The sequence below is a fragment of the Dokdonella sp. genome, assembly GCF_019634775.1.
Lineage (GTDB): Bacteria > Pseudomonadota > Gammaproteobacteria > Xanthomonadales > Rhodanobacteraceae > Dokdonella.
This window is the reverse complement of record NZ_JAHCAS010000002.1, coordinates 341961-355227: the sequence shown is the minus strand read 5'-3', so window position 1 is coordinate 355227 and position 13267 is coordinate 341961. Positions and strand designations below refer to the sequence as shown.

17 protein-coding genes are annotated in these 13267 nt (G+C 63.8%); 11 read left to right on the top strand and 6 right to left on the bottom strand.

Annotated features, from left to right (window positions below):
• Positions 1-112: 112 nt before the first annotated feature.
• From KF907_RS12420 to KF907_RS12410, 3 genes are all read right to left on the bottom strand, one after another.
• On the bottom strand, positions 113-1303 hold the full coding sequence (locus KF907_RS12420; protein ID WP_291220821.1) for an SRPBCC family protein: 1191 nt from the start codon (positions 1301-1303) through the stop codon (positions 113-115).
• Between the two features lie 437 nt (positions 1304-1740).
• Positions 1741-2382, bottom strand: coding sequence for a response regulator (locus KF907_RS12415; RefSeq protein WP_291220819.1), 642 nt, complete (start codon positions 2380-2382; stop codon positions 1741-1743).
• A complete protein-coding gene (locus KF907_RS12410) occupies positions 2379-3569 on the bottom strand; it encodes a sensor histidine kinase (RefSeq protein WP_291220817.1) in 1191 nt (396 codons plus the stop codon). Before KF907_RS12410 ends, KF907_RS12415 begins: the two co-directional genes overlap by 4 nt.
• 247 nt (positions 3570-3816) lie before the next feature.
• Between KF907_RS12410 and KF907_RS12405 the strand changes: the two genes are divergently transcribed.
• The 7 genes from KF907_RS12405 (at position 3817) to KF907_RS12375 (ending at position 9185) form a co-directional block, all read left to right on the top strand.
• Positions 3817-4428, top strand: coding sequence for a GNAT family N-acetyltransferase (locus tag KF907_RS12405; protein ID WP_291220815.1), 612 nt, complete (start codon positions 3817-3819; stop codon positions 4426-4428).
• 6 nt (positions 4429-4434) lie between these two features.
• Entirely contained in the window at positions 4435-5211 is a 777-nt protein-coding gene (gene minC, locus KF907_RS12400) for a septum site-determining protein MinC (protein WP_291220813.1), read from the top strand.
• Between the two features lie 36 nt (positions 5212-5247).
• Positions 5248-6060: a septum site-determining protein MinD gene (gene minD, locus KF907_RS12395; protein WP_291220812.1), complete on the top strand. Its 813-nt coding sequence runs from the start codon at positions 5248-5250 to the stop codon at positions 6058-6060.
• 2 nt (positions 6061-6062) lie between these two features.
• The gene (gene minE / locus KF907_RS12390) at positions 6063-6347 is read left to right on the top strand and encodes a cell division topological specificity factor MinE (RefSeq protein WP_291220810.1); all 285 of its coding nucleotides are present in this window, start codon (positions 6063-6065) and stop codon (positions 6345-6347) included.
• Between the two features lie 4 nt (positions 6348-6351).
• Positions 6352-6816 (top strand): hypothetical protein, encoded by a 465-nt coding sequence (locus KF907_RS12385; RefSeq protein WP_291220808.1) that lies wholly within the window; start codon positions 6352-6354, stop codon positions 6814-6816.
• Between the two features lie 175 nt (positions 6817-6991).
• The gene (locus tag KF907_RS12380; RefSeq protein ID WP_291220807.1) at positions 6992-8836 is read left to right on the top strand and encodes a M2 family metallopeptidase; all 1845 of its coding nucleotides are present in this window, start codon (positions 6992-6994) and stop codon (positions 8834-8836) included.
• Between the two features lie 85 nt (positions 8837-8921).
• Complete coding sequence (locus tag KF907_RS12375) at positions 8922-9185, top strand: hypothetical protein (RefSeq protein WP_291220805.1); 264 nt, start codon at positions 8922-8924, stop codon at positions 9183-9185.
• A gap of 55 nt (positions 9186-9240) precedes the next feature.
• Here KF907_RS12375 and KF907_RS12370 read toward each other — a convergent pair whose 3' ends face one another.
• Genes KF907_RS12370 through KF907_RS12360 form a run of 3 tightly spaced genes read right to left on the bottom strand, consistent with a single transcriptional unit; the run spans position 9241 to position 11137 of the window.
• Positions 9241-10473: a multidrug effflux MFS transporter gene (locus tag KF907_RS12370; protein ID WP_291220803.1), complete on the bottom strand. Its 1233-nt coding sequence runs from the start codon at positions 10471-10473 to the stop codon at positions 9241-9243.
• 44 nt (positions 10474-10517) lie between these two features.
• Positions 10518-10841 (bottom strand): hypothetical protein, encoded by a 324-nt coding sequence (locus tag KF907_RS12365; protein WP_291220802.1) that lies wholly within the window; start codon positions 10839-10841, stop codon positions 10518-10520.
• Entirely contained in the window at positions 10838-11137 is a 300-nt protein-coding gene (locus tag KF907_RS12360) for a transposase (RefSeq protein ID WP_291220800.1), read from the bottom strand. Before KF907_RS12360 ends, KF907_RS12365 begins: the two co-directional genes overlap by 4 nt.
• A 1-nt stretch (position 11138) precedes the next feature.
• Between KF907_RS12360 and KF907_RS12355 the strand changes: the two genes are divergently transcribed.
• The 4 genes from KF907_RS12355 to KF907_RS12340 all read left to right on the top strand — a co-directional run bounded on the left by KF907_RS12355 (position 11139) and on the right by KF907_RS12340 (position 13267).
• Positions 11139-11789: a hypothetical protein gene (locus tag KF907_RS12355; protein ID WP_291220798.1), complete on the top strand. Its 651-nt coding sequence runs from the start codon at positions 11139-11141 to the stop codon at positions 11787-11789.
• Positions 11789-12247 carry a hypothetical protein gene (locus tag KF907_RS12350; RefSeq protein ID WP_291220796.1) on the top strand — a complete coding sequence of 153 codons (459 nt, stop codon included), beginning with the start codon at positions 11789-11791 and terminating at the stop codon, positions 12245-12247. The genes KF907_RS12355 and KF907_RS12350 overlap by 1 nt, the downstream gene beginning before the upstream one ends.
• 104 nt (positions 12248-12351) lie before the next feature.
• The gene (locus KF907_RS12345) at positions 12352-13026 is read left to right on the top strand and encodes an RHS repeat-associated core domain-containing protein (RefSeq protein ID WP_291220794.1); all 675 of its coding nucleotides are present in this window, start codon (positions 12352-12354) and stop codon (positions 13024-13026) included.
• A 31-nt stretch (positions 13027-13057) separates the two neighbouring features.
• On the top strand, positions 13058-13267 hold the full coding sequence (locus KF907_RS12340) for a toxin C-terminal domain-containing protein (RefSeq protein ID WP_291220792.1): 210 nt from the start codon (positions 13058-13060) through the stop codon (positions 13265-13267).

Here is a 13267-nt window from a genome sequence, read left to right as displayed (position 1 = left end):
TCGACCATGCAGCAAGCGACGATTGTCGCGCCCCGCCTTTCACCTCGACCCTCCAGAAAAAACGGGCGAACCTCGCGGTCCGCCCGTTCCTCGATCCGACGCTCCCGCACCATCATTCCATGACCGGCAAATACACGCGCCAGGTGTTCACACCTTCCTCGGCTGCCGGCATGCTGCCGTCCTCGTTTGGTGTCGGCGGGACGATCTCGTCCCAGAAACGGCCGTTGTCCATCTCGCTGTACTCGTAACCGTGGGTTTCGGCCCAGGCCTTTTCCATCACGCGCAGCAACGGGATCGAAGCGGCGCTGCCGTCGTACTGGCTGGCCAGCGCCTTGCCGGTATAGCTCGTTGTCGCCTTGATGCCATCCTCGAGGATGAGGTGGCCGTTGTCGTCGATGTCGCCTACCGCATAGGTCCTCGGCTCGTCGCTGTCGTCGAGGCCCTCGAGCACATCGTCGTTGCCGTTCATCGCCGGTGCCGCCGGGATCGTGAACTCCTTGCGGTCGAACGTGAAGGTCGTCGAGTTGACCGGAATGGCGACATCGAACACGTAACTCTCGTCGCCCCAGTTCGTGGTGATCGTGCGACGCGGGCCGGACGCAGCGAGGCCCGCCTTCTTCATGAAGGCTTCGAGCTTCGCCGTCGCTTCGTCGGTGGCGGTGGCGACATCGTCGAGCGTGCGTGGCGCCTTAAGGCTGACATAGATCATCGGGCTGCCCACGACATCGACGACCTCGATGTTCTGGTCCTTGTAATCGACATTCGGGAACGTGGCCAACATGTTCGACAGGCTGCCGACCGCGGTCTGCACGTTGGCGTCAGGCGCGCCGTGGATATACAGGCCGGCATAGCGCCAGAACAGGTTCCAGCCGTATTCGGCATCGTAGCGCCAGTAGATGCGCGTGGTCTTGCCGTTCTGTGCGGGATCGAGGCGGATCGTGTAGCTCTTGTTCTTGCCGGCAAAGTTGTTCTCGACGGCCATCCTTACCTGGCTGTCGGTGTCGGACTCGATGATCTCGAGGCGGCCGCTGCCAACCAGGTCGTTGCCACGATAGGTCAGTGCGGCACCGACGCCATCACGCGGACCGGCATAGTCGAACGACAGAGCCGGATCGAGGCGACGCTCAGGCGACCAATCGGGGAAGCGGTGCAGCGTATTGATGGAGTCGTAGATCTGGCGGACCGGATTCGATACCTCGACGGAACGCTCCACGTGGCCGCGATCGGGCAGCAGAACGCCGATCACGAGGATCAGGACGGCCACGATCACCAGGGAAACCAGCAACTCGAGCAGACGAACCATTCAGGACTTCTCCAGACTATGACCAACACGGCAGCCACCGCCCGCGCGGGGCACGTGAACGACGTGAGCGGCCACGGACATGCGCAGATGCCGACGCCGGGCCCCCGTGCGTCAGGCCGGGCATGGTACTTGGTCCGCCCGGCGCTGGCTATGCCTGCCCGGGAGCGTCGTCAGGCGCTCCGGCGAACCTCCGTCGTGGCCGATCTGGCTCCCGCAAGGTCTTGATATTGCGGGAGCAACTCAAGTCGCAACCAGGGAATCCGCAATGATGCTCCGATCAACCCCGCGACCGCATTGCCGTCATGCATGGGCGCAGGTCAAGGCGCGACGGCGAAGGCAGCCTGGCCTGTTGTCGAGCCGACGCAACGCCGGGTTGCGTCCGCACACGACGCCCCCAACCACTGTTCATGTCCGTGGATGGGGGTGGTCGGCGCCCCCTAAACGACCCCAAGCTCGAATGCCTTCAGCACCGCGCGGGTGCGGTCGCGCACGCCAAGTTTGGACAGGATGTTCGAGACGTGATTCTTGACCGTGCCCTCGGCCACGCCAAGCGAGTTGGCGATCTCCTTGTTGCTGTAGCCGCCAGCCATCAGGCGCAGGATCTCGGTCTCGCGTTCGGTCAGCGGATCCGGGCGGTCCAGGCTGGTGAAATCATTGTGCATGCGCTCGAGGCCGGACAGCAGGCGCTGGGTGACCACCGGGGCGACCAGCGAACCACCGCCGGCGACGACCTTGACCGCATCGACGAGCTGGTCGAGCGAGACGTCCTTGAGGAGGTAGCCGCGCGCGCCGGCCTTGAACCCGGCCAGCACGAGCTGATCATCATCGAACGTGGTCAGGATGATCGTCGGCGGCAGCCTGTCCTCGGCGGCCAGCGCATTGAGTACGTCGAGGCCCGACATGCCGGGCATGCGCATGTCGAGCAGGACGACGTCGGGTTTCACTTCGGGAATCAGGCGCACCGCCTGTGCACCATCAGCAGCCTCGGCAACCACGCGGATCGCGTCAGAAAGCTCGAGCAGCGAACGGATGCCCTGCCGAACCAGCGTCTGATCATCAACTAGACAGACGGAAATCATGATGTCCCCCCTTCGGCATAGGCTGGCAGCCAGACGTCGAGCACGAAGCCCTGGTCCCTGGCAGTGACGATATCGAGACGGCCACCGAACTGCGACAGGCGTTCACGCATGCCGCTGAGGCCGTTGCCCGGCTTGACCTGGCTGGAACCGCGACCATCATCGCGCGCATGGATCGCGAGTTCGCCATCACTGGTGGCTTCGAAGACGAGCCATAGATTGCGGGCACCGGCATGACGCACCGCATTGGTGATGATTTCCTGAGCGCAGCGCAACAGCACCTGGGCACGGCGCGGGTCCTCGACAGCAAAGCGCGGCGGGATTTCGAGGTGGATATCGAGTCCCGGGACACCCTCGATCAGGGTTTGCAGGGCGCCCGTGAGGTCGATGTCACCGTCCTCGCGCAACTGGCTGACCACTTCGCGCACGTCCGACAGCAGCAGCCTCGCCACCGACTGTGCCTGACGCACGTGCTCCAGCGCCTGGCCCTGCACGAGATGGCTGGCCACCTCGAGATTGAGGCTGAGCGCGGTCAGGTGGTGGCCGACCAGGTCGTGCAACTCGCGCGAGATGCGCATGCGCTCGCCGAGCCGGCTCGACTCGGCGAGCAGTGCGCGTGTCGCGCGCAGTTCGGCATTGAGGCGGCGCTGCTCGTCGCGCGCCTCAACCTGCTGGCGCGCGACCAGCGAAGTGAAGAAGCTCAGCGCCGAAGTGCCGACGTACAGGCTCGACTGCAGGAAGGCGAGACCGAGGGTATAGCCCTGCAGACTGGCGAATTGAGGCAGCATGAAGAAGTTCTGCAGCACCATCCATGCGATACCAACCGGGACCGGCAGGATCCACGGCAGCGCCACCGAGACGACGACGAGCAGCAGCGAGGACAACGCACTCTGGCTCAACCAGCCTATCGCCATCGCCAGGGCGATCAGCAGCAGCAGAAGGGCGATCTGCCCAATCCTGCGCAGGCGTGTCGGATGACGCACACCCATGTCATGGGTAAGGAACCAGAACACCAGGCCGAACACGAGGTAGCAGCACAGGCACAAGCCGTAGTACCAAGCTGGCCAGCCACGGTCGAGCATCTCGGCAACCAGCGTGGAGCGGCGCAGCAACGGGATGCCGACGCAGGCGTAGGTGAACAGGCTTGCGTAGCGCAGCAGCTGGATGTGATTGAAATGCGGCATCGGCATGGCCGCATGATAGCCCGGTCCCCGTCGGCGCCATCTGTCCGAAGTCATTGCGGCCGGGAATGGGGAGTGGTCAGGAGCAGGGAGCGAAGAGCGGAGCGGCCTCAACCATCCCCCATTCCCTATTCCCCATTCCCGCATTGCGCGACGGCAACGATTTCTTCATGGCCCCGCAGCAGGGGCCGTGCGATAATTCCGGCCCGTCGCCGGACTTCCGGCCGATCCGTGTCCGCCTGGAGCCCTCACCCGCATGTCCCTCGTCATCCGAGACGTGCTCGAGCACGAACTCGATTCGGTGCTCGCGCTGAACAACGCCGTCGGACCCAGTATCCTCGCCCTCGATGCGGCGCGCATGCGCTGGTTCTTCGAAAACGCCTCGTACTTCCGCGTTGCCGAGATCGACGGCCGCCTCGCTGGCTTCCTCATCGCCATGCGCGAGAGCGCCGACTATTCCAGCCCGAACTTCCTCTGGTTCCGCGAGCGCTATCCCGAATTCGTCTACATCGACCGCATCGTCGTCGCCGAACCCTTTCGCGGCCACGGGCTCGGCCGTGTGTTCTATTGCGACGTGACGAGCTATGCCGAAGTGCGCGTGCCGTTGCTGACCTGCGAGGTTTTCCTCGAGCCTCGCGACGACGTCGCCGTGCTATTCCATGGAACCTACGGTTTCAACGAGGTCGGCCAGCAACTCATGCCCGGCGTCGGTCGTCCGGTAAGCCTGTTGGCGAAGACGCTGTGCAGCTATGAGTTCGTGCGCGACACCTGGCTGCGCGCCGGCAACGGTCGCCTGCCGAACCTGCCGTGGCTGGCCGAACGCGCCGGCAACGACGAGGCTCCGGCGCGTCGTGCGAGTGGAGCCTGAGTGGCAATGTCCGGCACGCAGAAACCGTTCGAACCAGCGGCCGAACTGAAGTTCGGCCAGGTCGGCATCGCCAACCTGCGCCTCAAGCGCGACGATCCGGAAGCGATGTCGGCCGAACTCGCCGAAAAGATGCAGACTGCACCGCAACTGTTCGCGCGCACTCCGGTCGTGCTCGACCTCAGCCACCTGCCCGCCCTGCCGGATGCGGACCACGTGCGCGACCTGTTCGAGCGCATCCGCGACGCCGGCATGATGCCGGTGGGGCTTTCCTACGGCACCAGTGCGAACGAGGCACTTGCGCGTGAGCTCGACGTGCCGCTGTTCGCCAAGTTCCGGGCCGCCTTCGAACGCGCGGGCGGGTCGGTCGACCCGGCGCCTGCACCCGCACCAGCGCCGGCCACACCACCCGTTGCGCAGAGCACGGACACACCACCGCCGCCCCCACGCCAGAGCGGCGGCACGCTGTACCAGGATGCGCCGGTGCGCTCCGGCCAACAGGTCTATGCGCGAGGCGGCGACCTGGTCCTGACGAAGATGGTCGCCAACGGCGCCGAAGTCATCGCCGACGGTTCGATCCACGTCTACGGCGCATTGCGCGGACGCGCGCTCGCCGGCGCGCAGGGCGACACCTCGGCGCGCATCCATTGCCAGGAATTCCACGCGGAGCTGGTGTCGATCGCCGGCCACTACCGTGTGTTCGAGGATCTTCCATCGGATCTGCGCGGCAAACCCGTGCAGGTCTGGCTGGAGGGGGAAAAGCTGCTGCTGGCCAGGCTCGGCTGACGGCGGACAACGACAAGAGCCGCATGGAGAACGTCCTTGACTGAAATCATCGTCGTCACATCCGGAAAGGGTGGCGTGGGCAAGACCACGACGAGCGCCTCGCTCGCGGTCGGCCTCGCCCGACATGGCAAGAAGGTCGCGGTAATCGACTTCGACGTCGGCCTGCGCAACCTGGACCTCATCATGGGTTGCGAGCGGCGCGTGGTGTACGACTTCGTCAACGTCATCCACGGCGAGTGCACGCTCAAGCAGGCGCTCATCAAGGACAAGCGCCACGAGACGTTGTTCGTGCTCGCCGCATCGCAGACGCGCGACAAGGACGCGCTGACCAAGGAAGGCGTGGGCAAGGTGCTGGACGAACTGAAGACCGAAGGCTTCGATTTCGTCATCTGCGATTCGCCGGCCGGCATCGAGAAAGGCGCCGCGCTGGCCATGTACTTCGCCGATCGCGCGATCGTCGTGGTCAATCCGGAGGTGTCGAGCGTCCGCGACTCCGACCGCATCCTCGGCCTGCTGTCGAGCAAGACCCGCCGCGCCGAACTCGGCGAGGGCGGCGTCGCCCAGCACCTGCTGCTGACCCGCTACAACCCGGTGCGTGTCGAGGCCGGCGACATGATGAGCATCAAGGATGTGCAGGAGATCCTCGGCATCGAGGTGATCGGCGTGATCCCCGAATCGGAAGGGGTGCTCGCCGCGTCGAATGCCGGCGTGCCGGTCATCCTCGACGAATCCTCCAACGCCGGCCAGGCCTACGATGACGCCGTCGCGCGCCTGCTCGGCGAAACGCGGCCACTACGCTTCGTGGATGCGCAGAAGAAGGGCATCCTCGCCCGCCTGTTCGGGAGCTGAGCATGGGTATCCTCGACTTTTTCAGGAACAAGCCGAAGAACACCGCCAGCGTGGCCAAGGACCGCCTGCGCATCATCGTCGCGCAGGAGCGTGCCCAGCGCGGCACACCGGACTACCTGCCGACCCTGCGTCGCGAGCTTCTCGAGGTCATCAAGAAGTACGTCAACGTCGACCCCGATGCCGTGCTGATCAGCGTCGAACGCGACGGCGAACACGAGGTGCTGGAGCTGTCGGTCACGTTGCCGGAAAAAGAGCGGAACAAGGCCGCCGTCGCGGACGAGGACTGAGCCGGTGCTTCGGCTCGCCGACATCGACGCACTTGCGGTCGATGCCCTGCTTGCGTGCCATGGCCTCGTGCTCGAACGCGTCGCCGATGGCGCCCCCATCCCAGGCAGCTACTGGGGCGAGCCGGAAGCCGGCGTGATCGGCAACACCGTCTACGCACGTGCCGATACGCCCGTGCATTCGCTGCTGCATGAAAGTTCCCACCTGATCGTACTGCCGCGGGAGCGGCGCGCGCGCGTGCACACCGACGCCAGCGACTCCGTCGCCGAGGAGGACGCCACCTGCTATCTGCAGATCGTCCTCGCCGATGCCCTGCCGGGCGTCGGCCGCGAGCGCCTGATGCAGGACATGGACGCCTGGGGCTACAGCTTCCGCCTCGGCTCGACCCGTGCCTGGTTCGAATCCGATGCCGAGGACGCCCGTGCCTGGCTCGCCGAGCGCGGGCTGTTGCCCAGCTTATCGTCACCGTAGGAAGCGGCTTTCGCCGCGCTGCTCTGGCTGTACAACCCCTCAAAGGCAAAGCATCACGCCTGAAGGCGCTTCCTACGGAAGAATTTCGCGATGCCATTGCGCACGGCCAAACGGCCTTGCCAGCACCGCATGCCGCGGACTAGCCTTCCTGACCATTTCGCGGGGAGTCGCCACCATGAAGTCCAGCCTGTTGCCATTCGCCATCGCACTCGGCCTCGCCGCCTGCGCGTCGACGCCGACCACGCCGAAGGCGACGCCCGAGAAGGCCGCCGTGCCGGTCGCAGCCACGCCCGCGGAAGCAGACGCCTTCATCTCCAGCGTGGAAAAGACGTCCCGCGAGCACTACGCCGAGGAAGTTGCCTCGCAGTGGGTGGCGGCGACCTACATCACCCAGGACACCGGCCTGCTCGAGGCCAAGGCCAGCGAGCGCGCGCTGATCCGCCTCAAGGATTCGATCGAAGCCTCGCGTCGTTTCGACGGCATCGCCGGCCTGTCGCCGGCCACCGCGCGCCAGATCGAACTGCTGCGCCGGCAGAGCCCGATGCCGGCACCGAAGGATCCGGCCCACCTCGCCGAGCTCGCCGCACTCGGCTCGAAGCTCGGTGCCGCGTACGGCGCCGGCAAGTCGTGTCGCGATCCGAATGATGCAAAGACCTGCCGCAACCTCAACGAGCTGTCCGAGGTGATGGCCAAGAACCGCGACTGGGATGCCAGCCTTGAGGCCTGGCAAGGCTGGCACAACGTCGCCCGTGCCTCACGCGCCGACTACCAGCGCTTCGCCGAACTGCTCAACGAGGGCGCGCGCGACACCGGCTTCGCCGACGCCGGCCAGGGCTGGCGCACCGGCTACGACATGGATTCCGAGGCCTTCCGTGCCGAAACGGACCGCCTGTGGGGCCAGGTGCAGCCGCTCTATTCCGACCTGCAGTGCTATGTGCGCAGTCGCCTCGAGAAGAAGTACGGCACGCGCATGCCCAAGGACGGAACCATTCCCGCGCACATCACCGGCAACATGTGGGCGCAGGACTGGTCGGCGCTGTATCCACTGGTGCAGCCATTCCCCGGCGTCGCCGGCGTCGACCTCGACTCTGCGCTCAAGAAACAGAAGTACACGCCGGAAAAGATGGTGCGTCGCGCCGAGGACTTCTACACCTCGCTCGGCATGCCCGCCTTGCCGGCCTCGTTCTACGAGCGTTCGATGCTGGTGCGTCCGCGCGACCGTGACGTGGTCTGCCACGCCAGCGCCTGGGACATCGACCTCAGCGGTGACGTGCGCATCAAGATGTGCATCGTGCCGAACGAGGAAGAGTTCACCACGATCTATCACGAGCTCGGCCACATCTACTATTTCCTCGCCTACAACGACCAGCCGCTACTGTTCCAGAACGGCGCGCATGACGGCTTCCACGAGGCGATCGGCGACACCGTCCAGCTCAACCTGACGCCGGCCTACCTGCACGGCGTCGGCCTCGTCGACAGCGCGCGCTCGAGCGACAAGGCGGTGATCAACTCGCAGATGCAGCTCGCCCTGGCCAAGGTCGCCTTCCTGCCGTTCGGCAAGCTGATCGACGAATGGCGCTGGGGCGTGTTCGACGGCTCGATCCCGACCGACCGCTACAACGCGGCCTGGTGGGAACTGCGCCGCAAGTACCAGGGCGTTTCCTCGCCAGTCGCGCGCGACGAAAACGACTTCGATCCCGGCGCGAAGTACCACGTGCCCGGCAACACGCCGTACATGCGCTACTTCCTTGCCCACATCCTGCAGTTCCAGTTCCAGCGCGCGCTGTGCAGGGAGGCCGGCTTCGACGGCCCGCTGCACGAATGCTCGATCTACGGCAACAAGGAAGCCGGCGCGAAGTTCTGGGCGATGCTGAAGGCCGGCGCGAGCCAGCCGTGGCAGCAGACGCTGAAGGACATGACCGGCCAGGACGAAATGGACGCGAGCGCGATCCTCGACTACTTCGCCCCGCTGCAGGGTTGGCTCAAGGAACAGAACAAGGGCAAGTCCTGCGGCTGGTAAACCCGACCGCGCGCACGCACGCCGCCTTGTGCGTGCGCGCGAAACCCGATCCAATGCACGCTCAACGAATCCATCGAGGCCCACCATGCAACGCTGGCTGAAACTTCCCGACGGCCGCTTCATCGACGGCAACCGCATCGCCAGCATCGGTCGCATCGACAGCTTCATGCGCATCGACGAAGACGGCACCGACCTCGGTCTTGCCTATTCGGTGAGCCTCGGTACCGATCTCACCCGGGAAAGCCACACCAACGTGGTAGGCACCAAGGAGGAAATCTACGCGCTGATGCGCGCCCTGCTTGGCGCTTCCGTGGCCGCGCCGGCCGAGCCGAAGGTCGAGTCGGCCTGATTTGGCATTTGGGATTTCGGGTAGAGCATCGCTTTTGCCTATCACGAATCACCAATCACGCCTCCCCGAAACGCAGGCTCGCCCGCCAGGCAACAAATCCCAGCACGGTAACGCCAGCCGCCGTCGCCGCAAGCGCCAACGCGGAATGCGACACGAGTGGCGAAATCGCGCCAGCGATCAGCGCGCTGGCGAGCAGGCTGACGAAGGCCTGCAATGACGAAACGCCGCCACGGTGTTGCGGGAAACGGTCGAGCAGTTGCAGGGTGACGGTCGGGAAGGCGATGCCGATACCGGCCGAATGCAGGCCGATCGGCAGCACCGACCACGGCACGCGCGGCGTGTCCAGCAGCACGGCCACGGCCAGGTTGGCCGCGCAGGCGACCAGCATGATCGTGTAGCCGAGGCGCACGGTGTTGCGCGCATTGAGCCTGCCCGCCAGCCGGCCGGACAGGAACGAGCCGAGCATGAGGCCGCCGATCGCTGGGATGAACAGCCAGGCGAACTGCTGCGGCCCGAGTTTCAGCAGACCTAGCACGAAGGCCGGCGCCGAGGCGATGTAGACGAACAGCGCATTGAAACCGAGGCTGCCGGCGAACACCAGCGGCAGGAAGGCGCGGTCGCGCACCACGAACAGATAAGCACCGCCGATCGCTCGCGGGGACAACGCAAGGCGCCGCGCCGGCGGATGCGTCTCCGGCAGCCAGGCGAAGCAGGCCGCGAACAGGACGCCGGCAAACGCGGCAAGCAGCCAGAAGATCATCGACCAGTGCGCATGGCCGACCACCCAGCCTCCGACGATCGGCGCGACCGCCGGAGCCACGCCGAAAATCATCGACACGGTCGACATCAGGCGCTGCGCATCGGCGCCCTCGAAACAGTCACGGATGATCGCGCGGCCGACGATGAGGCCGGCCCCGGCCGAGATGCCCTGCAACGCACGGAACGCGAGCAGCATGCCGATCGAATCCGACAGCGCGCAGCCGATCGAGGCGAGGGTGAACACGGCGACGCCGACGAGGATCACGCCGCGGCGGCCGAGCGCATCCGACAGCGGACCATGCGCAAGCGACATCAGCGCATAGGCGATCATGTAGACGCTCAGCGTCTGCTGCATCGCCAGCGGCGTCGTGCGCAGTTCCTCGGCGATCACCGGGAACGCCGGGAACATCGTGTCGATCGCGAACGGACCGAACATCGCCAGCGCGGCGAGCAGCGGCGCGAGCCGGCGGCGACGCGGCGCGGTGGCAGGAACGATGTCGGTGCGCGGTGTCATCGCGAGGTCGCCCATTCTGCCACGTGCGACCCGATCACATTCCTGACAAGCCCAACGGCTCAGTTACCACACCCTTCTCCCGAGTTCGTCGTCGCCGTGAACTTCCGCGCGGCCTTGGCACGCAGGCCCTGACGACGCAGGCTCATCGCCACCTGCCGACGTCCTCGATGCAGGTGACGCGACAGCCGCGGCGCACCGGCGCGGCCCTTGTGGGCCTTGAACTCCGCTTCCACCTGCGCATCCAGCGCGGCTCGCGCCTGTGCCCGCTTCGATGCGCCCCGCTTGCGCCAGTCGTAGTACCCGCTCGCCGACACCGACAGTACCCGGCACATCAACCGCACCGCGAACTCGCCCTCGTGTTCCCTCATCGTTGCGTACTTCACTTCGGCTGCTTCGCGAAGTACGCCGCCGCCTTTTTTAGGAAGGCGTTCTCCTCTTCCACCCGCGCCGGCTCACGCCGCAGCCGCGCCAGCTCTGACTGCTGCAGCCGCTGCGCTTCGTCGTTCTGGCCCTGCTGCTGCGCCTTGGATCGCCACGCGTACAGCTGCGCCGGCGCCAGGCCCAGCTCCTGCGCCGCCGCCGGCACCCCGTCCTTCACCGCCCTCAGCAATGCCTGCTGCTTGAACTCCGCGCTGAAGCGCGACCGCCGCGCCTTCCGTCCTGCCGTCTTCGTTGCCATGATGTCCACCTCGGTTTGCGATAGTGAATCGCTTAACCGGGTGTCCGTCGAGCGGGAGCAAGATCATCCCTACAAAAACATTGATCCGGATGGCAGGCGCGCGTGTGGAAAAGACACAACGTTTCGATTGGAAAATGGCGAGAGGGGCTCGTCCACTGCCGTTCGGTACACGGCCCATAACACGCACAGCACGGGATTTGGTCGTCAGAATGCTCCTACGCAAGAACTGCAGAGAGCAATGGAGTCTACGAACCCCGCAGACAGGCAAAAAGCGGCCGATGCGGCGGTTTCGATCTTCGGAATAAAATCGAAGGCGACGTACGATGGTCCGTACTATAACAGCAACCTTCAGGACAATGGTTTAACCCAATACAATGGTAGTATTATGGTGAGCGCGGGGCCTTCCGCTTACAGGTCGTGGAGCTTCGTGGGCTATGTTCTGAGTCATGAAATCGAAGTTCACGTGGGGCAGTTCGCTGTGATGAAAGCTCTGGGACATGACTTCAGCAAGGGCTACAATCTTCGCGAAGTTGAGGCGTACATGTACAACCTCAGGACAGAAAATATACGGCGATTCGGAAATACTCCGGATGAAGTGAAAGAGATGCAGGAGCGTCTTGATTCCTATAAGGCAGCCGCGAGGTTGAAGTGATGAGAAGAAGCCTGCTGATCGCTTCATTCGCACTCCTCCCAATGGCCTTGATGGCAAAGGATGATGTTGTTCTTTCGCTCAAAGAAGAGTCGGGCGGGATAACAATTAGCATCGAAAGTAATTCGATATACAACTCGACGATCGAACTGCCCATTGTGATCTCCCCAAGCGTTCAGGATAAGGGAGTTTCGTTGAGGTTTGTTGGCGCCAACGGTAAGCGATATCCGCTGTGCGCACAGATCAACTACGCCAATATGCCTAGGAGATCGACCCTATACTTTCGGCACAAAATCTCAGTTCATGAGACCTTCGGAATTCTGAAGATGCTGTATTGTCTTTCTCCAGGCAGATATGTCGTGCATGGCTCGTACAATGGCGTCTACCTGGATGGTGAGCTTTCCTTGGTCGAATCTAACAACTTAAATGTCGATATTGAACGCGAAATACCTGGATCGTAATCGTTTTTCGCGCTTGAGCTCGCTGTCCATGCAAAGCCCGGCCTGGCGCCGGGCGTTGTTTTGGCTGTCGGCGCGCCGGGGTCCCCTATATCCCGCCGGCCGAGGTGATCTATCTCGGCAAGCACCTGGTCGCCAAGCGGATCACCGGCGCGGGCGGCACGACCACGGTGCGGTACCAGCATACCGATGGCATCGGCAGCCCCACCGCCGAGACCGACGCCACCGGCACCCTCATCACCGGCAGCCGCCAGCTTCATGAACCCTACGGCCTCGTGTCGGTCGGCACGCCGACCCAGGGCCCCGGCTTCACCGGCCACGTCTACGATGCCCAGACCGGCATCTACTACATGCAGCAGCGCTACTATGATCCGGTCGCGGGCAGGTTCCTGTCCGTCGACCCGGTCGTGCCGGAGGCGGCGACCGGGGCGAACTTCAATCGGTATTGGTATGCCAATAACAATCCGTACAAAAACGTAGACCCGGACGGGCGGCAGGCATGTGGAAAAGACACAACCTGTCGTTTTGAGAATGGAGAATATGGAGCGTCATCTGCGCACGTGTATGGAGCGCAAGGAGGACGCGATGAGGCATCCGAAATCGCTGCTGAGATTCATCATGACTTTATTGGCAAGCAGAACGAGGTTGGGCAGAAAGTAGCCACCGGCGCATCTGAAATTGCAGATGTTGTAGATGAGCAGGCCACAGATACGGTGAAGTATTGGTGGCTAGGACCTGTCGGTAAATTTTTTTGGCATAGGTATAAAAGGTGCCTCTGCTAGAGCGGCAATATTTAGAACAACGAAGGAGGCGGTGACGGCCGCTGAAAAACTTGGCTTTAAGAGAATCAACGATACGATTAATGGTCAGGCGATATTCACGGATGGCGTCAGATTTATAACGAGAGATATAGATTGGCATAATGGTGGCGCTTGGAAGATGGCTGACTCTGTTAGAAACCTTGGCTCTAAGGAAACTCGTATGGGTACTTATGATCAAGATCTGAAATGGATAGGAGATTGA